The organism is Saccharopolyspora karakumensis, assembly GCF_004349225.1.
Taxonomy (GTDB): Bacteria; Actinomycetota; Actinomycetes; order Mycobacteriales; family Pseudonocardiaceae; genus Saccharopolyspora; species Saccharopolyspora endophytica.
This window is the reverse complement of sequence record NZ_SMLA01000049.1, coordinates 30403-52903: the sequence shown is the minus strand read 5'-3', so window position 1 is coordinate 52903 and position 22501 is coordinate 30403. Positions and strand designations below refer to the sequence as shown.

Sequence of the window (22501 nt, the reverse complement as noted above, 5' to 3'; positions counted from 1 at the left end):
ATGAGCACCGGCATCTGGTTCGAGATGATCCTGCAGCAGATGATCCTGCGCGACCAGTACGTCAAGAACCCCGCGAACTCCGAGTTCCAGTTCGCCCTCACCGAGATCGCCGACGAATGCCGGCACTCGATCATGTTCGCCCGCATCTGCCAGAAGCTCGAAGTCCCCGCCTACTTCCCGCCGAAGCTGATCGTCGAAGCGGCGCGCCTGTTCAAGAGCACCGCGGGCGGTGAGGTCGCCTACGGCGGGACGCTGGTGGCCGAAGAGGTCCTCGACGTCATGCAGCGCGACTGGATGCGCGGGGAGAACGTGCTCGACGTGGTGCGGACGAGCTCCAAGATCCACGTCCTGGAGGAGTCCAGGCACATGAAGTTCGCCCGCGAGGAGATCAAGGAGCACATCAAGGGCAAGAACGCGCTCCAGCGCCAGACCAGCGCCGCGCTGATCGCCCTGATCTCCTACGGCATCGTCTCCAGCCTCGTGAACCCGAGGGTCTACAAGGCCGTGGGCATCCAGCCGCGACGGGGACTGGCCGCGGCGCAGGCCAACGAGCACCGGAAGTCCATGCTGCGCAATGCGTGCGCGGGACTCATGGGCTTCCTCGACGAGGCCGGTCTGCTCACCCCGCCCGCGGTCGCGCTGTACAAGCGCGTCCACATGATCTGAGTCAGTCGTCGACTGGATCCGCTTCTGCCAGGGGCAGATCCGGATCCAGTTCGAGGCCGTAGACCTGCAGCGACTGGTCGAGCAGCTGCCAGGTCCAGTCGCAGAGCCAGTCGGTGAGCTCGTCGAGGGTGAGGCCGTTCGGCTCCTGCAGCCAGCTGCCCGCGCTGGACTCGACGAGCCCGACGATGCCGAAGGCCAGCGGCTGCACGACCGGGATCTCGATGCCGAACTGGTCCAGGAAGTACTGGAACAGCCCCGTGACCTGGCGCGCGATGACGGTCTTGACGTCGGCGACGACGTTCTGCCCGGACTCACCGGTCGCCGAGTTCATGCTCAGGTAGCGGTAGAGGTTTCCGTGCTCGGCGAGCCAGTTGGTGTGCGCGCCGATCGCGGCGCGGATCATCTCCCGCGGCGTGCCGCGCGGGTTGAACATCGGTGCGAGCTCGGCGGTGACCATCTCGGCGACCCGCTCGGCGATGGCCGCACCCAGGTCGGTGGTGTCGTTGAAGTACTTGTACAGCCGGGGCCTGGCCACGCCGGCTTCCTCGGCCATCAGCTCGACCGAGACCTCCGGGCCGTGCTTGGCGATCGCGCTCAGCGCCGCATCGACCAGCTCTTTCCGGCGCTTCTCGCGGTATCCCGCCCACCGGGCGCTGCGGCCGTCCACCTGCCGTGTCGTTGATGCGGTCACCCGCGAAGTCTACCGGCCGCGAAAAAGGGTCTCCGCATCCGAGGATTTATGGGGTACAGTTTGTTCCTGTTACTTCGAGTACGACTAACTGCGGAGGTGCGCCCATGACCGCCGTCGGCGTTGCCGGCCAGAGCGCCGAGCAGGACTTCTCCAGCCGCCTGCTGGAGTCATCGCAGACGTTGTCCTACGACCCGATGACCGAGATCGACTGGGACGGCCCCCTGCCCGAGGACCAGTACGGTCTGAGCCCGGAGTGGAGCACGCTCTACGGCACGCCGCTGTGGGACGAGCTCACCGAGCAGCAGCGCATCACGCTCACCAGGCACGAGGTGTGCTCCATGATGAGCACCGGCATCTGGTTCGAGATGATCCTGCAGCAGATGATCCTGCGCGACCAGTACGTCAAGAACCCCGCGAACTCCGAGTTCCAGTTCGCCCTCACCGAGATCGCCGACGAATGCCGGCACTCGATCATGTTCGCCCGCATCTGCCAGAAGCTCGAAGTCCCCGCCTACCTGCCCAGCAAGCTGGTCGTCGAGCTGGCGCGCGGATTCAAGACCCTCGCCACCGGTGAGGTCGCCTACGGCGGCACGCTGGTCGCCGAGGAGGTCCTCGACGTCGTCCAGCGCGACTTCATGCGCGACGACCGCGTGCTCGACGTCGTGCAGACCAGCTCCAAGATCCACGTGGTCGAGGAATCCCGGCACATGAAGTTCGCCCGGGAGGAGATCAAGGAGCACATCAAGGGCAAGAGCAAGATCCAGCGCCACTTCAGCGCCGCGCTGATCGCCGTGGTCGCCTACGTGATCGTCTCCAGCCTCGTCAGCCCGAAGGTCTACGACTCCATCGGCATGAACCGCAAGCGGGCGATGGACGCGGTCGCGAACAACGAGCACCGCAAGTCGCTGATGCGCAACGGCTGCGCCGGGCTCATGGAGTTCCTCGACGAGGCCGGCCTGCTCACCCGTCCGGCGATCGCGCTCTACAAGCGCGTGCACATGATCTGAGCGCACGGCCATGACCTACGCGATCACGCAATCCTGTTGCGCCGACGCATCGTGCATCTCGGTGTGCCCGGTCAACTGCATCCACCCCACTCCGGACGAGCCCGATTTCGGGACCACCGACCGGCTCTACATCGACCCGCGCACCTGCATCGGTTGCGGCGCCTGCGCCGATGCGTGCCCGGTCGACGCGGTGTTCCCGATCGACAAGCTCACCGGTGAGATGTCGGTGCACGTCGACATCAACCGGGAGCGGTTCACCGAGGCCCCGGCGGAGTACCCCTGGGACCGGCCCCGGTTCCCGCGATCGCTGCCGACGCACGCCGCTGCGCCGAGCGTCGCTGTCGTGGGAACCGGGCCGGCCGCCGGCTACGCGGTGCAGTCGCTGCTGCGGTCCACCGACGCCGAGATCACGCTGATCGACCGGATGACCACCCCTGGCGGCCTGATCAAGTTCGGGGTCGCACCGGATCACCCGAGCACCAAGCAGATCGAGCACACCTTCGCGACCAGCTACAAGCACCCCAGGGTTCGCATGCACCTGGGCGTGGAGGTCGGGCGGACCATCAGCCACGCCGAGCTGACCGAGCACCACAACGCGGTGGTCTACGCCGTCGGTGCACCCGGTCACCGCACGCTGGGACTGCCCGGCGAGGACCGGCACGGCACGCTGGCCGCTCGCGAGTTCGTCGGCTGGTGCAACGGGCATCCGGACATCCCGGCCGACGCGGTCGAGCTGTCCTCGGAGCGGGTCGTGATCGTGGGCAACGGCAACGTGGCGCTGGACGCGGCGCGCCTGCTGCTCAGCGACCCCGACGAGCTGGTCGGCACCCCGATCGCCGACCACGCGCTGGCCGCCCTGCGCAAGAGCAAGGTCCGGGAGGTCGTGCTGCTCGCGCGGCGGAGTCCCGAGCACGCGGCGTTCACGCGGTCGGAGTGGGTCGGCATCCAGCAGCGGCTGAAGGGCCGCATCGCGGTCGACGCCCACGGAGGTGCTGCGGAGTCGATCGCCTCGGCCGAGGACGGATCGACGGCCGCGCTGCTGCGCGAGGTGCCGGTCGAGGAGGTCGACTGGGATCGGGCTCCGGGCGAGGACCGCCGCCTGGTGCTGCGCTTCTCCTCCGCGCCGCAGGAGGTGGTCGGCGATCCGCAGGTCCGGGCGCTGCGCGTCGGTGACGGCTCGGGCGACCGGGACGTGGCGACCGGGATGGTGCTGTGGTCGGTGGGCAGTCGCGGGGTGCAGATCCCGCAGCTGCCGTTCGACGAGGCGACCGGGGTCATCCCGAACACCGGTGGCCGGGTCGAGCCGGGGACCTACGTGGTCGGCTGGGCCAAGCGCGGCGCGGCGGGCGGCATCGGCGCCAACCGCGCGTGCGCGTCGGAGACCATCGACTCGCTGATCGACGACGCGACGGCGGGCAGGTTGCACAACGCGAGCAAGGACGCGAAGTCCTTCGCCAAGCTGCTGCGCTCCCGCAGGTGAACACGCGCCGATTCGCCTTGAGAGCGCTCTGGCCTCAAGGCGAATCGGGCTGTTCCCGCAGCACTTCACCGAGGCGGGACAGGAGCTCTCGCAATTCCCGGAGCCCGTCGGCCCCGAGGTGCTCGCCGAGGGCCCGCTCGATCTCGCGGATGCGCCCGGCCGCGGCCTGCAACGCCGCCACCCCGGTCGGCGTGGCCACGATCTGACGGGCGCGCCCGTCGGCCGGGTCGGGTCTGCGCTCGACATATCCGCACCGCTGCAGGTGCGTGACCAGCTCACCCATCGCCTGCTGGGTCATCCCGGCGGCCTCCGCCAGTTCGGACACCCGCGAGCCGGCCGGATCCAGGTAGCGGAACACCGCGTAGTGCGCGGGTCGCAGCTCATCGTCGAGGTCGGCGCGCAGGCCGTCGTTGAGCCGCCGCTCGAAGGCGGTGGCACTCTGCACGAGGAGTCTGAGCAGGGTCGGGTTTTCCGCTGACATGGAACGAAGGCTACCTTATCAATCAGGAAGGTAGCCTTCGCACAAGGGAGTGGGTGGGATGCCCGACCCGCTGGTGTTCCGCGACGGTCGCCGGGTCACGTTCGTGGCCGAAGGCAGCGACGAGGAAGGCCCGTTCCTGCGCATCGAGCACCGGTTGCCGCGACCCGCTCGGCAGGCGGGCCCGCACTGGCACCCGCTGCTCACCGAACGCTGGACCGTCCGCCGAGGACGGGTGCGGTTCCGCATCAACGGCCGGGAACTCGTCCTCGGGTCCGGCGAGTCCGCCTCGGCCGGAGCGCGTCAGGTCCACGAGTTCAGCACGCTGTCCGCCGACGTCGTGCTCGACCACGAGATCCGCCCGCCGCTGCAGCACCGCCGCATGTTCGAGCTCTGGCACGCCCTCGACACCGCCGGGGCGACCACGCGCTCCGGGTTGCCGCGCAACCCGCTGGCGCTCGCCCTGCTCTGGCAGGCCCAGGACGGCTATCTCGCCGGCGTCCCCGCCTGGCTCCAACGCGCGATCTTCGGCGGCCTGGCCCGGCTCGCCCGCGCCCTGCGCTACGAGCAGCGCCTCGACGAGCGGGAGGGGCGCGCGGACTGACCGCGCGCCCCTCTCCCGGAACTCGCTCAGTGGGCCGCGACCGCCGCGGTGGCGCCCTCGGTCTTGCGGACGAACAGAGCCGTGCCGAACGCGACGAGGCCGACGACGCCCGCGACGACGAACGCGGTGCGCAGTCCCGCGGCGTCCGGTACGCCCGCCGGGTCGGCCGAGGCCAGCGACGACACCGTCACGAACACCGCCGTGCCGAACGCGCCCGAGACCTGCTGCAACGTGCCCAGGATCGCGCTCCCGTGCGAGTACAGGTGATCCGGCAGCGCGCCCAGCGACGAGGTCATCAGCGGCGTCATCATCAGGCTCAGCCCGAGCATCAGCAGCAGGTGGAAGCCGATCACCATGCCCAGCGGCGACTCCGGGGTCAGCGTGGCGAACAGCCACAGCGACACCGCCATCGCAGCGGCGCCCGGGATCACCAGCGGACGCGGTCCGATCCGGTCGAACAGCCGCCCGACCGGACGTCCCATCAGGCCCATCAGCAGACCGCCCGGCAGCACCGCCAGACCGCTGACGAACGTGGTCGTCTTCAGCACCGTCTGCAGGTACAGCGGCAGCAGGATCGCCGCCGCGCCCAGCAGGCACATGAACAGCAGCGCCGCCAGCACCAGCGACACGACGAACGGGCGGTGGGTGAAGGGCCGCAGGTCCAGCAGCGCCCGGTCCTCGCGCTGCAACCGCAGCTGCCGGACCACGAACACCACCAGCGACACGGCACCGACCACCAGCGGCACCCACGGCGGGACCGCGTGCGAGCCACCGGACTCGCCGATGGCGGACAGACCGTAGAGGAGGCCGCCGAAACCGATCGCCGACAGCAGCACCGACAGCACGTCCAGCGGAACCGAACGGGTCTCGCTGTCCAGGCGCATCCACACCGCACCGATGGCCAGCGCGATCAGCGACAGCGGCAGCACGATCCAGAACATCCAGCGCCAGCCCAGCGAGGACAGCACCGCCCCACCGATGGTCGGCCCCACGGCCGGGGCGACGGCGATGACGATGCTGATCGTGCCCATCGTGGCGCCGCGCTTCTCCACCGGGACGAGGCGCATCGCCGAGGTCATCAGCAGCGGCAGCATCACCGCCGTGCCGGTCGCCTGCACGATGCGGCCCACCAGCAGCATCCCGAAGCCGGGTGCCAGCCCGCTCAGCAGCGTGCCGAGGCTGAACAGGACCATCGCGGCCATGAACACCTGACGCGGGGTGAAGCGCTCCAGCAGGAACCCGGTGATCGGGATGACCACGGCCATCGTCAGCAGGAAACCGCTGGTCAGCCACTGCACGGTGGTGGTGGTCACGTGGAGGTCGACGGTGAGGTCGCGCAGCGCGACGCTCAGGATCGTCTCGTTGAGGATCATCACGAAGGCCGAGGCGACCAGCACGCTCAGCAGCACGTTTGCTCTCGGCGGTGTGGCCTGCCGGTCGGGCTCCGCGATCGCGGCCGTCTCGGTCATGGGTTGTCGTGCACCTCGCTCGTGTGGGGCCTTGGTCACGGCCGTTGTCCTTCCCGGCCGGGGGTGCCGGCCGGATTCGCCGACATCGCCGACGGCGTTCGGCATGCAGTTCTGGCGCTGCGGGCGGTGGAAGCCCGGATCACGTGTCGGGTCGACCCACGCGACGGTGGGGTCCGCGACGGCGTCGAGCGCGGCCGGCGGCCGGCCTGCGGTCAGATGATCCGGTGCCGGGGAGTCACGTGAACCGTCCCCTCACAAGCATGCTCGTCCCCCCCAGAGCTCCGATCCAGCTTAACGCCCTGATCCGACAGGGCCTTCCGTCGCGGCGAGCTGCGACGGCGCGAACACCCGGTACCAACGCACGCGATGTTTCCCATCATCCACGCTGGTCAAACGATTTTTCGCGCACGAGATCACGAGAGACCTGGCCACCTGCGGGAACGCCAAGCGGATGATGAACGTCACGTTATCGGCGCGGCTCAGCTCCGCGCGCTCCGCCGGCGACCCAGCGCGGTGTCCAGGACCAGGAACGCCAGCAGCGAAACACCCATCAGCGGCAGGAAGAACGCCACGACCAGCGTCACCGCGCCCAGCGGCAGCAGCACGCGCAACGGCACCTGGCGCCAGGCCCCGCGCGCGACCGGAGCGCCGAAGGCACCGGCCGGACGGCGGCGCCACCACATCCGGTAGCCGAGGACGATCGTGGTCAGCAGAGCCACCACCAGCGCGGCCAGCACCAGCTGGTTGACCAGGCCGAACAGCAGGCCCATGTGCGCGTCGACGCCCCAGCGCGCCAGCTTCGCCATCACCGGCCAGTCGGCGAAGCGCAGCGTCGCGGTGACCTGCCCGCTGGCGGCGTCGACGGCGACCGAGTCCTGCTGCGTCGGCCAGTGCCGCTGCACCTGCTGCACCACGTAGGCCCCGCCCGAGGTCGGCGGGGTCAGCTCCACCGGCCCGGTCACGCCCTGCGCCTCGGCGGCGCGCAGCACCCGTTCCGGACCGACGTCGCCGCCGGTGTGCGCGCTGTGCCCGTGATGACCGTGGTGACCCTGGTGCTCGGGCGGGACCACGTCGGTGGACACCGTCGGGGTCTCCCAGGCCAGCGCCTCGCGGAGCTCGGTGACGTTCGCGCCCGCGTAGTTCGACCAGGTCAGCCCGGTGGCCGACAGGAACACCAGGCCCAGCGCGATGCAGGTGCCGATCGCGCCGTGCCAGGACAGCAGCCGCTTGCGCCCGGTGGCGCCCGGCTCCGGGACGACGAGCCGCTTGCGGGAGGTGCGGCGGCGCCGGAACCACAGCAGCAGTCCGCCCAGCACCACCACCCACAGCCAGCTGGCCGCGAGTTCGCTGTAGAGCCTGCCGACGTCGCCCAGGTGCAGGCCGCGGTGCAGGTTGTCGATCCACGCCCGCAGCGGCAACGCCTGGCTGCTGCCGTAGGTCTCCAGGATTCCGCGCACCTCGGTGGTGTGCGGGTCGACGAACACCGTGCGCTGGAAGCTCTCCGGCAGGTCCGGGGCGTGGAAGATGACCTGCGTGGTGTCGGTCGGCGTGGGCGCCGGGCGGATGGACATCAGCGAGGCACCCGGGTGCGCGGCCTGCGCGGCGGCGAGCTGGTCGTCCACCGACGCGGTGCGCGGGCTCGCCGGCACGTGCAGTTCCCGGTCGTAGACCAGCTGTTCCAGCTGCGGGGTGAACACGTAGAGCAGCCCGGTGGTGGCGGCCACGAGCAGGAACGGAGCGATGAGCAGTCCGGCGTAGAAGTGCAGCCGCAGGACCAGCGGCCGCAGCGCCGCCCACGTTCCGGCGGGGCCGCTGCGCTGCTCGGCGGCCGGGGGCGCCTCGGTGCTCATCTCATCTCCATCCGCGCGTGGTGCGTCGTGGGAGATGTCGGTTCCGGTTGATCGCTGGTTCCCGGGAGTTGCCGCCGTCACACCGGTGGCCGTCCTCGGCGGCCGGAACGGGTGCCGCGCGGGTAACGTCGCGCAGCGCGAAGCGTTCGACTGCGGGAGGTGTGGTTGGTGGCGGGCTGTTGTCCTCCGTCTCGTTCCGGTCCGGCGACCGGTTCTCAGCAGCAGGTCACCCGGGGCAGCGGGGACCTGGACGGCATGGTGGTGCTTCCCGGCGGCGTGTTCCGGATGGGCACCGAGGATCCCGACGGGTTCCCCGACGACGCCGAAGGACCGATCCGCGAGGTCCGCGTGGCCTCGTTCGCCATCGACCCGCACGCCGTGTCCAACGCGCGCTTCGCGGAGTTCGTCGACGACACCGGTTTCGTCACCGAGGCCGAGCGGTTCGGCTGGACCTACGTGTTCGCCAAGTTCCTGCCCGGACACCTGCGCAAGGAGTCCCCTCGCCCGGAGCAGACGCCGTGGTGGTGCGGCGTCAGCGGCGCCTGCTGGCGGCACCCGGAGGGGCCGGGCAGCGATCTGGACGGCCGTTGGGACCACCCCGTCGTGCACGTCTCGTGGCACGACGCCGCCGCCTACTGCAAGTGGGCGGGCAAGCGGCTGCCGACCGAGGTCGAGTGGGAGTACGCGGCCCGCGGCGGCCTCGACCAGGCCCGCTACCCGTGGGGCGACGAGCTCACGCCCGGCGGCGAGCACCGCTGCAACATCTGGCAGGGCCAGTTCCCGGTGCGCAACACCGCCGAGGACGGTCACGTCGGCACCGCGCCGGTGAATTCCTTCGCGCCCAACGGTTTCGGACTGCACAACGTGTCGGGAAACGTGTGGGAGTGGTGCTCGGACCGCTTCTCCGACGGTTCCGACAATCGCGCGATGCGCGGCGGTTCCTACTTGTGCCACGACTCCTACTGCAACCGCTACCGCGTGGCCGCGAGAACGTCCAACACACCGGACAGTTCGAGCGGGAACCTCGGTTTCCGGTGCGCCGCCGACGCCTGAGGAACTCCTCCTGGAAAAATGCGATCGGCGCCCGACCGGAACAAACTTTTCCGATCGGGCGCCGAGCATTCGACTCACATTCCCGTGACGATGACTTCCGCCGGGACTTCGGTGTCGTTGGCGAGAGCGCCGAAGAGCGTCTCGGCCTTGTCCTGGTCCCACTTGACCACCGACGCGCCATCGCTGGTCTCGCCGAATCCGGACATCGGAACCGTGGTGGTCACGCCCTGGCCGGAGGCGATCCCGTTCATGGCGAACGCCAGACCCGCCAGGTGCCAGACGTGGTCCTCGGTGTCGACGAGGAACGCGCCGGAGGTGTCCAGGATCAGCGGGAACAGGCGCAGCGGGTTGAGGAAGACCTCCGGGGACGAGGCCCTCTCGGTCAGCGCGGCGAGGAACTCGCGCTGCCGCTGGACGCGGTCGAGGTCGCCGCGCGAGGAGGCGCGGGTCCGCACGTAGCCCAGCGCCTGCGGGCCGTCGAGCTGCTGGCAGCCGGCCTGCAGGTCGAGGTTGGCCTTGGGGTCCTTCATCGGTTCCTCGACGCAGACGTCCACGCCACCGATCGCGTCGGTCATGTCGGCGAACCCGCCGAGGCCGACCTCCGCGTAGTGGTCCACGCGCACGCCGGTCGACGCCTCGACGGTCTGGGTCAGCAGCTGCGGCCCGCCGTAGGCGAAGGCGGAGTTGAGCTTGTCCTTGCCGTGCCCGGGAATCGAGACGTAGGAGTCGCGCGGGAGGCTGACCATCGTGGGCTTGCCACCGGCCTGCGGGATGTGCACCAGCATCACCGTGTCGGTGCGACGACCCGCGGTGTCACCGGTTCCCAGCTCGGCTTGGCGGTCGGCGTCGAGCCCTTCGCGGCTGTCGGAACCGACCAGCAACCAGTTGGTGCCGGGTCCGTCGGCGGGCCGCTCACCGGAGGTGGGAAGCGCGGGCTCGCGCTTGAGCGAGTAGTCCACGTAGATCAGGAAACCGGCCAGTGCCAGCACCAGGACGAGCAGAACGGCCAGGATCTTGCGGCCCGGGCGGCGTCGTGGGGGCCGGTGATGAGGTGGCCGTGCGTGCGCCATCTGTTGCTGAGCGTAGTTCATCTGCCAATCCGAAGAAGTTGGTTGTCCTGCACGGATTTCGCGTACTCCCCGACCTGTTGCGGCGAGCGAGCATGGCAGGTGATCCTGCCGCCCGAATAGGAGCAATCCCACAACTTCGGGCAACGATGCGGGAACTCCGGAATCACGCGCGGACAACTCCCTCCTGCCCGCGCTCATTCACGACATTCCAGGCTCGCGCAGGTCGTTGACGGTTCTTCACGTCGCGGGCCACATTTCGTGGCGATCGCCTCCACGCTCCGCCATCAACGCGGAACTGTTTCCACCGCTCTCGACCGACCACGATCCCGGCGCGTGAATTGCCCGCCCCGAGGACACGGCCGGGGCCTTCGCCGGAACGCCGCGAACTTCCCGACGTGAAGGCCTCGCCCACGGCGAGGTCAGCTCAACGCCGACCCGATCGAGGTGCGGATCTCGTCCGGTTCGTCGCCGAGTCCGCGCAGCAGGTTGGCGGTCAGCGGCACCAAGACGTCCGCCAGCGGGTCGGCGTGGGCGAAGCGGCCGGCGAGTTCGAGGGTGACGAAGCCGTGCAGCGCGCTCCACAGCTGGGCCGCGACGTCGCCCGCCTCGGCGGAGGCGAGCCGTTCGGCGGCGATCGCGCGTTCGGTGGCGGCGACCAGCCTGCCGAAGGCCACCGCGGGCCAGCCAGCCTCCCCTTCCGCGGGCTCGGGGTGCGCGGCCGGAGCCGACAGACCGAACATCAGGTCGTGGAGGTGCGGGTTCTCGCGGGCGAAGCCCCGGTAGGCCAGCGCCTGGCGCAGCAGGTCGGCCACCGGGTCCTCCGTGCTCGCCACGGCGTCCAGACGCCTGGTCAGACGGCGGAAACCGTCATCGGCGACGCCGCGCAGCAGCTGCGGGACGCCGCCGAAGTAGTGGTACACCGCCATCGTCGACGTGCCGATCTCGCGCGCCAGCCGTCTGGCCTGCAACGACTGCGGGCCCTCGTCGGCGAGCAGGCGCACCGCCGCCTCGATCAACCCCGCCCGCACCTGCTCGCCCTTGCCCACGACCAGGTTCTAACACGACCGCGGGCGTGCGGCTCAGGACGTCGGGCTCGGGGTTCCCGCGAAGGGGATGCCTGCCGGAGCCGGTTCGGCCGCGGTGCGATCCGGGTGCCGCCAGAGACCCTTGCGCTCGAGGATCGGCAGCACGCCCTCGCCGAACCAGTACGCCTCCTCCAGGTGCGGGTGACCGGAGAGCACGAACTCGTCGATGCCCAGCGCGTGGTACTCCTCGATGCGCTCGGCGACCTCGGCGTGACTGCCCACCAGAGCGGTTCCCGCTCCCCCGCGCACCAGACCGACTCCGGCCCACAGGTTCGGGTAGATCTCCAGCTTCGAGGTCGAGCCCTCGTGCAGCGCCAGCATCCGCTTCTGCCCCTCGGACTCGCTGCGGCCCAGCCCCGCCTGCACCTGCTCGATGACCGACGGGTCCAGGGCGTCGAGCAACCGCTGCGCCTCGGCCCACGCCTGCACGCTGGTGTCGCGGCTGATCACGTGCAGCCGGATGCCGAAGCGCGGCGTGCGGCCCTGGGCGGCGGCCAGCTCGCGGATCCACTGGACCTTCTCGGCGACCTCGGCCGGCGGTTCGCCCCAGGTCAGGTACACGTCGGCGTGCTTGGCGGCGACGTCGCCCGCCGCCGGGGACGAGCCCCCGAAGTACACCTGCGGCACCGGTTCGGGCACGCGGGTGAGCTCGGCGCCTTCGACGCGGACGTGCTCGCCCGCGAAGTCGACCCGCTCCCCTCGCCACAATCCGCGCACGACCTCCAGGAACTCGTCGCAGCGCGCGTAGCGGGCGTCCTTGTCCAGGAAGTCGCCGTAGGCGCGCTGCTCGTGGCTCTCCCCGCCGGTGACGACGTTGAGCAGCAGGCGCTGACCGGAGTGGCGCTGGAACGTGGCGGCCATCTGCGCGCCGAGGGTCGGCGAGAGCAGTCCGGGCCGGAAGGCGACCAGGAACTTCAGCCGCTCGGTGACCTCGGCGAGCATCGCGGTCGACAGCCACGCGTCCTCGCACCACGCACCGGTCGGCGTCAGCGCGCCTTCGAAACCGAGCTGCTCGGCGCTGCGCGCGATCTGCCCCAGGTAGGCCAGCGTCGCCGGGCGGGCGCCGCCCGCGGTGTGCGTGGGCGTGCCGTGCCCGCCGCCGACGAGGTAGCGGCTGTCGCCGTAAGTGGGCAGGAACCAGTGGAACGTCAAGGACATCTGCTTCTCCATCAGTCCGATGTGGACTAGCGAACCGGGTTGAACGGGTGGAGGAGTCAGCTGCGACACGCTTGCGTCACCACGCGCTGGAAGTCCACGTGGCGGCGTCGGGTCAGGGTTTCCACGAACGTGATCGTTCGGCAGCCGGCACGACGATGTCAACGAACGGACACCGCTTCTCAGCAACTGGACGGACTCGATTTCACTTGACCGCGCGGGCACCGGGCGGCGAGGCTCTGCCCCGTGCTGCCTCCCGCACTGCTGACCACGCGCCACGACGTCGACCTGCTCCGCGTGGCGTCCGCGGCGTGTTCGAGCCGTTAACACCCGCGCAGACGAGCCGCGTCCGAACCCGCCGCGCCGACCACCCAACCCCTCGGCCGGTCCCCGGACTCCCCCTCACCCCGGTCCCGCCGGTCCCCGATTTCAGTGGAGAGCAGGACCCGGAACTCAGTGGGAATCGGGGGGAGGAATTCCGTTGAAATCGGGTCCCGACCTGACGGACCAGGCGTGTTCCCGCTCCCCGCACCTCGCCTGGAGGCAGTGATGACCGCGGGCCCGCAGCCTGCTCCTGACGTGCGCGCCGTGCCGCGCAAGGACGTGCGCACCGTCATCGTGTCGAGCCTGATGGGCACGACCGTCGAGTGGTACGACTTCTTCTTGTACAGCACCGCCGCCAGCCTGGTGTTCGACAAGCTGTTCTTCCCCACCGACGACCCGACGGTCTCGACGATGCTGGCGTTCGTGACGTTCTTCGTCGGGTTCGTCGCACGCCCCCTCGGCGGCGTCCTCTTCGGACACATCGGCGACCGGATCGGCCGCAAGCGCACGCTCGTCAGCACGATGCTGCTGATGGGCCTGTCCACGGCGGCGATGGGCGCCCTGCCGACCTACGAGCAGGTGGGCCTGCTCGCCCCGCTGCTGCTGGTGCTGCTGCGCGTGGCCCAGGGCCTGGCGATCGGTGGCGAGTGGGCCGGCGCGGTGCTCATGGCCGTCGAGTACGCGCCGCCCGGCAAGCGCGCCTGGTACGGCGCGTGGCCGCAGGTCGGTCTCGCCCTCGGGCTCGGCCTGGGCACCGGGCTGTTCGCCCTGCTGGGCAACGTCCTCGACGACGAGCAGTTCCTCGGTTACGGCTGGCGGACCGCGTTCGGCGTGAGCATCCTGCTGGTGGTCATCGGCTTGGTGATCCGGCTGCGGGTGGCCGAAACCCCGGCGTTCGAGCGGATGCGGCAGACCCAGGGCGCCGCGAAGGCCCCGCTGGTGGAGCTGTTCCGCGACCCGGTCACCCGCCGCAACGCGCTGCTGGGCCTGCTGTCTGGGCGGAGGGCGCCGCGTTCAACACCTGGGTGGTGTTCTTCCTGTCCTACGCGACCTCCACCCTGCACCTGCCGCGCAACAGCGCGCTGGTGTCGGTGATGCTGGCCGCGGGCGTGCTGGCGGTGCTGCTGCCGGTGTTCGGACGCCTCAGCGACCGCATCACGCCGCGCCGCGCCTACGCGCTCGGCGCCGGCCTGTTCGCCGCGACGGTGCACCCGGCGTTCCTGGCCTTCCAGACCCCGGACGTGCTGCTGTCCGGGCTGGTCATCGTCGGGGTGCTGGGCGTGGTGCACGCGCTGCTCTACGCACCCCAGGGCACGCTCTACGCGCAGCTCGCACCGGTGCGCTCCCGCTACACGGGTATGTCGTTCGTCTACCAGTTCTCCGGCATCTACGCCTCGGGCCTGACGCCGCTGATCATCACCGCGCTCATCGCCGCGGGCGGCGGTTCTCCGTGGCCGGCCTGCGGCTACCTGGTGCTCACCGGCCTCATCGGCCTCACCGCCACCATCGCGCTGCGCCCCGCCGACCTCGAGTCGGCCGCCTCGGATTGACCATGCCTCCCGGCGCTACTCGTGGTGAGCTGGATGGCGATGAGGACGCTGGAGCACCGCGCGGTGGCCGCCGGGGTGGACGACTCCGACGCCGGTCGGCTCGCCATGCGCTGGGCCGCCCGCGAGGCGCTGTCCCGCACCGAGGCGCTGCTGCTGGTGCGCGCCGTCCCCGTCCCCCTGGAGGAGCTCACCCGCGTCCACCTGCCCAGCGAGCAGCCGGTGATGCGGCACGGCAGCGCTCAGCAGGAGCTCGCCGCGCTGGCCACCGAGTGCCGGCGGATGTTCCCGGAGTTGCTGGTGCGCACCCGGGTGCAGATGGGGCATCCGGCGTCGGTGCTGCGCGAGGAGACCGACCAGATGGGGATGGTGGTGCTCGGCCCGCCGCCGCTGAGCCGCACCCGGCGGGTGCTGCTGGGGTCCACGGCGGGCGAGCTGGTGCGCAACGCGCACGTCCCGGTGGTGGTCGTGCGCGGTCCCGAAGCCGATCGGCCGATCCGGCGGGTGGTGGTCGGGGTGGACGGTTCGCCGACCAGCGGGCAGGCGATCACCTTCGCCCACGACCTCGCCTGCCGGCACTCGGCGACGCTCACCGCGCTGATGGCCGACGCCGCCCGCGCACCCGACGCGCTGCCGCCGAACCGCGGGTGGCGCTACGAGTCCGACTCCGTCGAGGCCAACCAGCGCCTTCTCGCCGAGTGCGTCGCGGGCGTGGAGCAGCGCAACCCGGACGTGGAGATGCACCAGGAGGTCAGCCTCGAACCCCCGACCGAAGCGTTGCTCCAGGCCGCGGAGAAGGCCGACCTCCTGGTGATCGGTTCACGCGGACGGCACATCGTGCGCGCCACGACGCTGGGTTCCACGAGCCACGCCCTGGTGCACTACGCGGAGTGCGCCGTGGCCGTCGTCCGCTGACTCACAGACCGGTTCGGTACGTGAAGCGGGCCTTGCCGATCCAGATCTCGTCGCCCTCGCGCAGCTCGGCGGTGTCGACCGGGAGCCGGTTGAGGTAGGTGCCGTTGAGCGAACCGCCGTCGACGAGGACGTAGGCGTCGCCCCGCCGCCGGATCTCGGCGTGCTGCTTGGACACCGTGATGTCGTCGACGACTATGTCGCATATGGAGTCTCGACCTATGGTGGTGCGCTCGTTCTGGAGCACGAAACCGCTCCCGGCGGCGTTGCCTCGGTTGATCATCAAGCGGGGGCGGCCGCTGAGCTCATCGGCGGAACGAGGTGCCGGAACCTCATGAGGACCAGGTGCTCGGGCGGTATCGGCCTGCTCTTCGACCGCGTTCGATGCCGACTCGCCGATCCTGGTCTGTTCCATCGTCGTCTCCCTAGCCAACAAGCGTGATACCTCCGAAATGCACCTGCCCGTGACCGGGCGGATACACACAGCATGCCGAAGGTTTGACCGCTGTCGCTAGGACCAACGTCCTTAATTCATCGAACCGGGTCCGCGCCTGTGATCCAGGTCTCCGACCCGAGTCCGCGGGGCCGCCATTCACGATGACGGCCCCGCCGGTCGGTGATTACTTCACCGCGCCCATCGACAGACCGCGCACCAGGTGGTTCTGCGCGACCCAGCCGATGACCATCACCGGCAGCGAGGCCAGCAGCGCCGCCGCCGACAGCTGCGCCCAGTACAGGCCCTCGCTGGTGATGAAGCCGACCAGGAACACCGGCACCGTGCCCGCCTGCGCGGCGGTGAGGTTGACCGCGTAGAAGAACTCCGTCCAGGAGAAGATCACGCAGATCAGCGCCGTCGCGGCGATTCCCGGCGCCACGACCGGGAGGATCACCCGGAACAGCAGCACCGGCAGCGGTGCGCCGTCGACCCGGGCGGCTTCGACCATCTCCCTGGGGACTTCGAGGAAGAACGAGCGCATCATCCACACCGCCAGCGGCAGGTTCATCGCGGTGTAGAGGATGACCAGCGCCCAGACGTTGTCGAGCAGACCGATGTTCTGCGAGATGACGTACAGCGGGATGATCGCCGCCACGATCGGAAGCATCTTGGTCGACAAGAAGAATCCGAGCACGCCCTGGGTGCCGGGCACCGCCGCGATGGACAGCGAGTAGGCCGCCGGGACCGCCAGCAGCAGCACCAGCAACGTCGACACCACCGTCACGAACGCCGAGTTGCCCAGGTACGGCAGGAATCCGCGTTCCAGGATCCCGGCGAACTGGGTCAGCGTCGGCGTGAACAGCAGCTTCGGCGGATCGGTGTAGGCGTCGGCCTCCTCCTTGAAGGAGGTCACCACCATCCACAGGAGCGGGAAGACGAACAGGATCGCCACGACCCAGGTGAACGCGGTCAGCGCCCACCGGCCGATCGGGTTCGCGGTATGCATCAGCGCACCTCGCTCAGGCCGAAGGTCCGGAACATCAAGCGCAGCGCGAAGTTCGCCACGATCAGCGTCAGGATGACCACCACGACGCCCATCGCCGAGGACTGGCCGATGTCGAAGCCCTCGAACGCTCGCTGGTAGATGTAGTACGGCAGGTTGGTGCTGGCCGTGCCCGGACCGCCCTGCGTCATCAGGAAGATCGCGTCGAAGCTGTTGACGATGTAGATCGCCCCCAGCAGCCCCGCCAGCTGCAGGTACCGGGCCAGCTGCGGCAGCGTGATCGACACGAACGTCCGCCAGCGGCCGGCGCCGTCGACCGACGCGGCCTCCAGCACCTCCTTGGACTGAGCCTGCAGACCCGCCAGGATCAGCAGCATCATGAACGGCGTCCACTGCCAGATGACCTGGGTCATCACCGCGGCCAGCGGGTACTCGGCCAGCCAGTCGGTGTCGCCGCCGAACACGAAGTTCAGCAACCCGTAGGTGGGGTCGAACATCGTGGTCTTCCACAGCAGCGCGCCCGCCGCGGGCAGGATCAGGAACGGCGTGATCAGCAGGGTGCGAACCACGCCGCGCCCCAGGAACTTCCGGTCCAGCAGGATCGCCAGGCCCAGACCCAGCAGCATCGAGATGAGCACGCACACCACGGTCAGCACCACGGTGTTGATCAGCGCGCCGCGGAACTGGCTGTCGGCGAAGACGTCGACGTAGTTGCGCAGGCCCACGAAGTGCCGCGAGCCCGGCCGCACCAGGTTCCAGGACTGGAACGAGTAGAACACCGTCATCAGGAACGGGATCTGGGTCACCAGCACCGTGAACAGCAGCGCGGGCAGCAGCGGCGCGCGGCGCAGCCAGGTGCTCGACGCCGTGGTCTCCTTCTTTCTCACCACGGGCGCCTGAACTTCTTCGACCACCGTTTGGCTCATCGCGTCTCCCGGTAGGACTCACCGACGGACTCGGCGTATTCCTGGGACTGCTCCAGGGCCTCGTCGACGGTGATCCGTCCGGCGATGGCCGCCGACAACTGCTGGCTGATCCGGGTTCCGAGGTCCTGGAACTCCGGGATGCCGACGAACTGGATCCCCGGGTACGGAACCGGGTTCACCATCGTGTTGGACTGCTGCGCCTTGTCGATGCCTTCCAGCGTCGGCTTGGCGTAGGCGGCAGCGGCCTGCTGGTACTCCGGGATCTCGTAGGTCGACCTGCGCACCCCCGGCGGAACCCGGTTCCAGCCGAAGGTGGTGCCGACCTGCTTGACGAACTGCTTGGAGGTCATCCAGCTCATGAACTGCCAGGCCGCGTCCTTGTCCTTGGCGACCTTGGGCATCGCCAGCGACCAGGTGTAGAGCCAGCCGGCCTCGGCGGTGCGCTCCACGGGGGCGGCCACGTAGCCGTTCTTGCCGACCACCTTGCTCTCGGCCGGGTCCTCGTTGGTCCCGGCCATGACCGTCGCGTCGTACCACATCGCGGCCTGGCCCTGCGCGTAGTGCGTGCCGCACTCGGAGAACCCGGCGCTGGAAGCACCGACCTCACCGTGCTCGCGGACCAGGTTGACGTAGAAGTTCGCCGCCGCCTTGAACTCGGGCGAGGTGATCTGGGCGTTCCAGTTCTCGTCGAAGTAGCGGGCGCCGAAGGTGTTGGCGACCGTGGAGAACGGCGCCAGGCTCTCGCCCCAGCCGGGCTTGCCGCGCAGGCAGATCCCGGAGACGCCGGTGGCGGGGTTGTCCAGCTTCGCGGCGAAGTCGGCGATCTGCTGCCACGTCGGGTGTTCCGGCATGGTCAGCCCGGCCTGCTGGAAGAGGTCCTTGCGGTAGGTCAGGAACGACGACTCGCCGTAGAACGGAACCGCGTACATCGAGCCCTGGTGCGACAGCGAATCCCGGATGCTGGGGATGAAGTCGTTCGCGTCGTAGCCGGGGGTCTTGTCGATGTAGGGCTGCAGGTTCTCCAGCCAGCCGTTGGCCGCCCACTGCGGGGTCTCGTAGTTGCTGATCATCGCCACGTCGAACTCGCCGCCCTGGGTGGCGGTGGAGGCGGTGATCTTCGCGCGCGCCTGGTTCTCCGGCAGCTGCACGAACTTTAGCTTGATGCCGGGGTGGTCCTTCTCGAACTCGCCCTTGAGCGCGACCGCGTCCTCCATCTGCGGGTTGGACACGATCGCGATCACCAGGGTCCGTCCGCCGGAACCGATGGCACCGGCTCCGGCGCAGCCGGTCAGCAGCAGGCAGACGATCCCCAGCAGCGCGAGCCTTATTCGGCTGCGCCCTAACCGCCTAGGCATCCGCACCTCCCGGCAGGACCTGGACCTTGAGACCGGCGCCGCTGCGCATGAGTTCGAGCGCCTTGCCGAACTCCTCCAGCGGCAGCGCGTCGGTCAGCAGCTCGTCGCTGTTGATCGCGCCCATCGCCATGAGGTCCAGCGCGGGACCGAAGCTGTGCAGCACCGCCATCGAACCGACGATCTTGATCTCGTCGTTGTAGATGCGGAAGGGCGACAACGAGATTCGCGCCTCCGCCGGGGCGACGCCGAAGACCAGCAGCCGTCCGCCGCGACGCAGCTTGTCGAACGCGGTCTCGATGGCCGGGGCCGCGCCGGTGCAGTCGACGGCGGCGTCGAAGTCGGAGTCGAGCTCGTCGGCGTCCTCCACGACGGCGACCGCGCCCAGCCGCTGCGCGCGCGGCAGCCGCGTCGCGTTGCGGTCGGCGACGGTGACCTGCGCGCCCGCGCGCTGGAGCAGCTGCTGCATCAGCAGGCCCATCGTGCCCGCGCCGATGACGAGGAACTTCTCGCCGGCCTCGACGCCGATCTGGCGGACGCCGTGCACCGCGCAGGAGACCGGCTCGACCAGGGCGCCCTGCTGCCAGTTCAGCCCCTCGGGCATCCGGTAGCAGTTGGCCGAGGGCACCGCGACGTACTCGGCGAACGCGCCGTCGACGGTGTCACCGGTGGCACCCCAGTTCGCGCACAGGTTTCCGTGCCCGTTGCGGCACGGGGTGCAGTAGCCGCAGAACAGCGACGGGTCGACCGCGACCCGGTCACCCACCGTCCACTCGCCCGGCACGTCCGTGCCCACCTCGACGACCTCGCCTGCGAACTCGTGGCCCGGCACGATCGGGTAGGGCGTCGGTGGGAAGTGCCCGTCGGCGATGTGCACGTCGGTGCCGCAAATCCCGGTGGCCCCGACCTTCACCACCAACTGCCGCTCCCGCGGTACCGGATCCGGTACGTCACCAACCCGGATGGACCCGGGTTCGTCAATGATCGCGGCGCGCATCTAACCTCCGCCTCCAGCGTGCTCATCTGAGCGAACTGCGCTGTACTCTGCCCTGAACTTGCCCCGCATTGAAGAGGCTCACTGGTGACTGCGTCAACCTCTGGTCAAGTTTTCACGTTATAGTGCTCATATGAGCACACCCCGGCCGCGAAGCGGGCTGATCGACACCATGACCGCGGCGTCCATCGCGCACCGGTTCTACGTGGCCGGGCGCTCGAAGCTGGAGATCGCCGAGGAGTTCGGGATCAGCCGCTTCAAGGTTGCCCGGATTCTGGCATCCGCCCAGGAGAACGGCTTGATCAAGATTTCGTTCGAGTTGCCGTTCCCGGTCGACGTGGAGCAGTCGGAACAGCTCCGGACGGCCTACGGGCTGCGCCGCGTGCTGGTGCTCAACCGAGCGCAATCGAAGGCCGAGCGGCCGGAGCTGCGCCGCCGAGTGGGCGTGCTGGCCGCCCAGCTCCTCTCCGAGATCACGGTTCCGGGCGACGTCATCGGCTTGTCCTGGGCGCGATCGGTCAACGCCATGGCCGAGGCGATCCGCAGCCTTCCCAAGTGCCCCATCGTGCAGCTGTGCGGCGTCCAAGCGGGCATGGACATGCGGGACCGATCGGTGGAAACGGTGGGCCGAGTGGCCGCGGCCAGCGGCGGCGACTCCTACCCCATCTACGGGCCGCTGGTGCTCCCCGACCGCCGCACCACCGAGATCCTGCGCAACCAGCCCGGCATCGCGGAGACCTTCGAGCAGTTCCAGCACCTGACCAAGGCCGTGGTCAGCATCGGCGCCTGGCAGGCGAACGAGTCCACCGTCTACGACGCGCTGAGCCCCGCCGAACGCGAGTCGATCCGGCAGCGCGGCGCCACCGCCGAGATCGCCGCCCGGCTCTTCGACGCCGACGGCAACGCGCTGTCCACCGGGTTGGCCCACCACGTCCTGGCGATCCCGCACGAGCAGCTGCGGGCCGTGCCGGAGGTGATCGCCGTCGGCTACACGACCCCGAAGGCCCGCGCCATAGACGCGGTGCTGCGATCCGGGATCGTCAACACCCTCATCACCGACGCCGATGCCGGCGACCGCCTCCTGCAGCACGTCGCCGAACGCCCGCTGCACTAGCGGAGAAGAGGGCGGAGCGACACCCCCAGCGCCGCTCCGCCCTTCGAACCCGTTTCCCGGCCACGGCACCACGGGAAACGGGAAACCGGAACGATTGCCCGCCGCTCGGTTCGGTTCTCGGTGAAGATCCGTCGAAGAACGCAGCACTGCTGATGCGTTCTTGAGATGCCACTCCACGACTCGACGGCGACGAGGATTGCGGCGGCCATGACGACGACGAGCGCCACCAATGCGGTTCCGGACAGGCTCGACGAGGCGATTTCGAAGATCGCCCACGACTGGACTGCGGTGTCGGGCAGACCACGCGCCCTTCCCTGGTGTGCCGGGCCTGATCACGCAGACGCATTTTGCTGCGCGCGCTGGCGCACAACGCGAAACCCGGCCAGGCGGCGGAGATCCTGGTGTTGACCGCCCGGTACGCCGAGTACGCGGGCTGGATGACGCAGGAGGCAGGTGACGACCGGGCGGCGATGTGGTGAACCGGTCCGTCGAGCTCGCCGAGGCCGGCGGCGACCGCAGGCTCGGCGCCTACGCGCTGGTGCGGCGCGCCGTGGTCGACCTCTACCGCCACGACGCGCGGCAGACCATCGACGTCGCCCGGCTGGCCAGGCAGAACGCGCTCACCGACCACATCCGGGGATGGGCCGCGCTGCACGAGGCCCAAGGCCATGCGCTGGCCGGCGACCCGGACGCGTCGATGCGCGCCCTCGATCTCGCTCGCGAGCACCTCGACGCCGCGCGACCCGAATCGGGACCGCCGCGACCCGGGGAGTTCGTGCGATGACCAAGGAGGACCGGACCCTCTACATCGGACTCGCGATGGCGGCGATCCCGCTGTTCTTCGGGAGGCTGCTGGAATGGCCTGCGCGGGTGGTGGTTCCGCTGTTGGCGGCGGCGGTGGGTTTCGGCGTGTTCACGAAGTTGACCGGCGGGCTGCCGACCCCGTCGGACCACGTGGGCATGCTGCTCGACCAGCTCGGTCTGCACGGTGAGCGCAACGCCGTGCGGCGGCTGGCCGCGCACCGCTTCGCCCGCTCCATCGAGGCGGCCGGGCACCCGCAGGTGGCCGAGGACGTCCGTCGGCGTTTCAACACCCCGGGCGAGCCGTGAAGCGGACGGCGGATTGAGCACTTCGGGTGCTTGACATGATCGTGATCTTGAGTCAGGGCCGATTCGTTGACCCCTTCAACGATCGACGTTACAGTTCCGCTGTTCGAAACGATCTGGAATCACATCTTCCCAGGTCAGGCCCGTTTTTTGGCTGCCGGAAAGAGCAGATCCGTCC

The 22501-nt window shown here is 69.6% G+C and carries 24 protein-coding genes; 12 read left to right on the top strand and 12 right to left on the bottom strand.

All coding sequences use genetic code 11. The features are described from left to right. Positions 1-666, top strand: a 666-nt coding sequence (locus tag E1202_RS24640) for an AurF N-oxygenase family protein (RefSeq protein WP_132685510.1), incomplete at its 5' end; no start/stop codon positions are given. Position 667: 1 nt separating this feature from the next. On the opposite strand, the gene E1202_RS24635 is transcribed toward E1202_RS24640, so the two are convergent. Then, the gene (locus E1202_RS24635; RefSeq protein WP_132685509.1) at positions 668-1357 is read right to left on the bottom strand and encodes a TetR/AcrR family transcriptional regulator; all 690 of its coding nucleotides are present in this window, start codon (positions 1355-1357) and stop codon (positions 668-670) included. A 104-nt stretch (positions 1358-1461) separates the two neighbouring features. Here E1202_RS24635 and E1202_RS24630 point away from each other — a divergent pair, with 104 nt between their 5' ends. Beyond that, positions 1462-2364, top strand: a complete 903-nt coding sequence (locus E1202_RS24630) for an AurF N-oxygenase family protein (protein ID WP_132685508.1) — start codon at positions 1462-1464, stop codon at positions 2362-2364. A gap of 10 nt (positions 2365-2374) precedes the next feature. After that, the gene (locus tag E1202_RS24625; protein WP_132685507.1) at positions 2375-3844 is read left to right on the top strand and encodes an FAD-dependent oxidoreductase; all 1470 of its coding nucleotides are present in this window, start codon (positions 2375-2377) and stop codon (positions 3842-3844) included. A 34-nt stretch (positions 3845-3878) separates the two neighbouring features. Here E1202_RS24625 and E1202_RS24620 read toward each other — a convergent pair whose 3' ends face one another. Continuing rightward, positions 3879-4325 (bottom strand): MarR family winged helix-turn-helix transcriptional regulator, encoded by a 447-nt coding sequence (locus E1202_RS24620; RefSeq protein ID WP_132685506.1) that lies wholly within the window; start codon positions 4323-4325, stop codon positions 3879-3881. A gap of 58 nt (positions 4326-4383) precedes the next feature. On the opposite strand from E1202_RS24620, the gene E1202_RS24615 reads away from it, so the two are divergent. Continuing rightward, complete coding sequence (locus E1202_RS24615) at positions 4384-4926, top strand: cupin domain-containing protein (RefSeq protein ID WP_132685505.1); 543 nt, start codon at positions 4384-4386, stop codon at positions 4924-4926. Positions 4927-4952: 26 nt separating this feature from the next. On the opposite strand, the gene E1202_RS24610 is transcribed toward E1202_RS24615, so the two are convergent. Together E1202_RS24610 and E1202_RS24605 are read right to left on the bottom strand one after the other, a co-directional pair. Then, positions 4953-6395, bottom strand: a complete 1443-nt coding sequence (locus E1202_RS24610) for a DHA2 family efflux MFS transporter permease subunit (protein WP_132685504.1) — start codon at positions 6393-6395, stop codon at positions 4953-4955. Positions 6396-6874: 479 nt separating this feature from the next. After that, positions 6875-8245 (bottom strand): PepSY-associated TM helix domain-containing protein, encoded by a 1371-nt coding sequence (locus tag E1202_RS24605; RefSeq protein ID WP_132685503.1) that lies wholly within the window; start codon positions 8243-8245, stop codon positions 6875-6877. Between the two features lie 168 nt (positions 8246-8413). Here E1202_RS24605 and E1202_RS24600 point away from each other — a divergent pair, with 168 nt between their 5' ends. Then, complete coding sequence (locus tag E1202_RS24600; protein WP_456238811.1) at positions 8414-9298, top strand: formylglycine-generating enzyme family protein; 885 nt, start codon at positions 8414-8416, stop codon at positions 9296-9298. Between the two features lie 74 nt (positions 9299-9372). Here E1202_RS24600 and E1202_RS24595 read toward each other — a convergent pair whose 3' ends face one another. The 3 genes from E1202_RS24595 to E1202_RS24585 all read right to left on the bottom strand — a co-directional run bounded on the left by E1202_RS24595 (position 9373) and on the right by E1202_RS24585 (position 12611). Next, positions 9373-10368 carry an LCP family protein gene (locus E1202_RS24595; RefSeq protein WP_207918902.1) on the bottom strand — a complete coding sequence of 332 codons (996 nt, stop codon included), beginning with the start codon at positions 10366-10368 and terminating at the stop codon, positions 9373-9375. A gap of 419 nt (positions 10369-10787) precedes the next feature. After that, entirely contained in the window at positions 10788-11414 is a 627-nt protein-coding gene (locus tag E1202_RS24590; RefSeq protein ID WP_235878972.1) for a TetR/AcrR family transcriptional regulator, read from the bottom strand. 33 nt (positions 11415-11447) lie between these two features. Beyond that, positions 11448-12611, bottom strand: coding sequence for an LLM class flavin-dependent oxidoreductase (locus tag E1202_RS24585; RefSeq protein ID WP_132685499.1), 1164 nt, complete (start codon positions 12609-12611; stop codon positions 11448-11450). Between the two features lie 546 nt (positions 12612-13157). On the opposite strand from E1202_RS24585, the gene E1202_RS24580 reads away from it, so the two are divergent. The 3 genes from E1202_RS24580 to E1202_RS24575 are packed head-to-tail and all read left to right on the top strand — an operon-like array spanning position 13158 to position 15394. Next, positions 13158-14027 carry an MFS transporter gene (locus tag E1202_RS24580; RefSeq protein WP_235878971.1) on the top strand — a complete coding sequence of 290 codons (870 nt, stop codon included), beginning with the start codon at positions 13158-13160 and terminating at the stop codon, positions 14025-14027. Then, positions 13961-14482 (top strand): MFS transporter, encoded by a 522-nt coding sequence (locus E1202_RS32370; protein ID WP_235878970.1) that lies wholly within the window; start codon positions 13961-13963, stop codon positions 14480-14482. Before E1202_RS24580 ends, E1202_RS32370 begins: the two co-directional genes overlap by 67 nt. A 33-nt stretch (positions 14483-14515) precedes the next feature. Next, on the top strand, positions 14516-15394 hold the full coding sequence (locus E1202_RS24575) for a universal stress protein (RefSeq protein WP_235878969.1): 879 nt from the start codon (positions 14516-14518) through the stop codon (positions 15392-15394). A gap of 1 nt (position 15395) precedes the next feature. Here the strand turns inward: E1202_RS24575 and E1202_RS24570 are convergent, their stop codons facing one another. The 5 genes from E1202_RS24570 to E1202_RS24550 all read right to left on the bottom strand — a co-directional run bounded on the left by E1202_RS24570 (position 15396) and on the right by E1202_RS24550 (position 20105). Then, entirely contained in the window at positions 15396-15806 is a 411-nt protein-coding gene (locus tag E1202_RS24570; protein ID WP_132685498.1) for an FHA domain-containing protein, read from the bottom strand. A gap of 205 nt (positions 15807-16011) precedes the next feature. Continuing rightward, positions 16012-16833: a carbohydrate ABC transporter permease gene (locus E1202_RS24565; protein ID WP_132685497.1), complete on the bottom strand. Its 822-nt coding sequence runs from the start codon at positions 16831-16833 to the stop codon at positions 16012-16014. Beyond that, complete coding sequence (locus E1202_RS24560; RefSeq protein ID WP_165943970.1) at positions 16833-17756, bottom strand: carbohydrate ABC transporter permease; 924 nt, start codon at positions 17754-17756, stop codon at positions 16833-16835. The genes E1202_RS24565 and E1202_RS24560 overlap by 1 nt, the downstream gene beginning before the upstream one ends. Continuing rightward, positions 17753-19111, bottom strand: coding sequence for an ABC transporter substrate-binding protein (locus E1202_RS24555; RefSeq protein WP_132685496.1), 1359 nt, complete (start codon positions 19109-19111; stop codon positions 17753-17755). Before E1202_RS24555 ends, E1202_RS24560 begins: the two co-directional genes overlap by 4 nt. Continuing rightward, the gene (locus E1202_RS24550) at positions 19104-20105 is read right to left on the bottom strand and encodes a zinc-dependent alcohol dehydrogenase family protein (RefSeq protein WP_132685495.1); all 1002 of its coding nucleotides are present in this window, start codon (positions 20103-20105) and stop codon (positions 19104-19106) included. The genes E1202_RS24555 and E1202_RS24550 overlap by 8 nt, the downstream gene beginning before the upstream one ends. Positions 20106-20235: 130 nt before the next feature. Here E1202_RS24550 and E1202_RS24545 point away from each other — a divergent pair, with 130 nt between their 5' ends. The 4 genes from E1202_RS24545 to E1202_RS24535 all read left to right on the top strand — a co-directional run bounded on the left by E1202_RS24545 (position 20236) and on the right by E1202_RS24535 (position 22326). After that, positions 20236-21216, top strand: coding sequence for a sugar-binding transcriptional regulator (locus tag E1202_RS24545; RefSeq protein ID WP_132685494.1), 981 nt, complete (start codon positions 20236-20238; stop codon positions 21214-21216). 347 nt (positions 21217-21563) lie between these two features. Then, entirely contained in the window at positions 21564-21695 is a 132-nt protein-coding gene (locus E1202_RS32680) for a hypothetical protein (RefSeq protein ID WP_268952361.1), read from the top strand. Beyond that, a complete protein-coding gene (locus E1202_RS24540) occupies positions 21692-22000 on the top strand; it encodes a hypothetical protein (protein WP_132685493.1) in 309 nt (102 codons plus the stop codon). The genes E1202_RS32680 and E1202_RS24540 overlap by 4 nt, the downstream gene beginning before the upstream one ends. Continuing rightward, on the top strand, positions 21997-22326 hold the full coding sequence (locus E1202_RS24535) for a hypothetical protein (protein WP_132685492.1): 330 nt from the start codon (positions 21997-21999) through the stop codon (positions 22324-22326). The genes E1202_RS24540 and E1202_RS24535 overlap by 4 nt, the downstream gene beginning before the upstream one ends. Positions 22327-22501 lie beyond the last annotated feature (175 nt).

Coding starts and splice junctions, on each gene's coding strand:
- E1202_RS24630 (WP_132685508.1), top strand. CDS start 1,462: ATGACCGCCGTCGGCGTTGCCGGCCAGAGCGCCGAGCAGGACTTCTCC.
- E1202_RS24625 (WP_132685507.1), top strand. CDS start 2,375: ATGACCTACGCGATCACGCAATCCTGTTGCGCCGACGCATCGTGCATC.
- E1202_RS24620 (WP_132685506.1), bottom strand. CDS start 4,325: ATGTCAGCGGAAAACCCGACCCTGCTCAGACTCCTCGTGCAGAGTGCC.
- E1202_RS24615 (WP_132685505.1), top strand. CDS start 4,384: ATGCCCGACCCGCTGGTGTTCCGCGACGGTCGCCGGGTCACGTTCGTG.
- E1202_RS24610 (WP_132685504.1), bottom strand. CDS start 6,395: ATGACCGAGACGGCCGCGATCGCGGAGCCCGACCGGCAGGCCACACCG.
- E1202_RS24605 (WP_132685503.1), bottom strand. CDS start 8,245: ATGAGCACCGAGGCGCCCCCGGCCGCCGAGCAGCGCAGCGGCCCCGCC.
- E1202_RS24595 (WP_207918902.1), bottom strand. CDS start 10,368: ATGGCGCACGCACGGCCACCTCATCACCGGCCCCCACGACGCCGCCCG.
- E1202_RS24585 (WP_132685499.1), bottom strand. CDS start 12,611: ATGTCCTTGACGTTCCACTGGTTCCTGCCCACTTACGGCGACAGCCGC.
- E1202_RS24580 (WP_235878971.1), top strand. CDS start 13,158: ATGACCGCGGGCCCGCAGCCTGCTCCTGACGTGCGCGCCGTGCCGCGC.
- E1202_RS24575 (WP_235878969.1), top strand. CDS start 14,516: ATGGCGATGAGGACGCTGGAGCACCGCGCGGTGGCCGCCGGGGTGGAC.
- E1202_RS24570 (WP_132685498.1), bottom strand. CDS start 15,806: ATGGAACAGACCAGGATCGGCGAGTCGGCATCGAACGCGGTCGAAGAG.
- E1202_RS24565 (WP_132685497.1), bottom strand. CDS start 16,833: ATGCATACCGCGAACCCGATCGGCCGGTGGGCGCTGACCGCGTTCACC.
- E1202_RS24560 (WP_165943970.1), bottom strand. CDS start 17,756: ATGAGCCAAACGGTGGTCGAAGAAGTTCAGGCGCCCGTGGTGAGAAAG.
- E1202_RS24555 (WP_132685496.1), bottom strand. CDS start 19,111: ATGCCTAGGCGGTTAGGGCGCAGCCGAATAAGGCTCGCGCTGCTGGGG.
- E1202_RS24550 (WP_132685495.1), bottom strand. CDS start 20,105: ATGCGCGCCGCGATCATTGACGAACCCGGGTCCATCCGGGTTGGTGAC.
- E1202_RS24545 (WP_132685494.1), top strand. CDS start 20,236: ATGAGCACACCCCGGCCGCGAAGCGGGCTGATCGACACCATGACCGCG.
- E1202_RS24535 (WP_132685492.1), top strand. CDS start 21,997: ATGACCAAGGAGGACCGGACCCTCTACATCGGACTCGCGATGGCGGCG.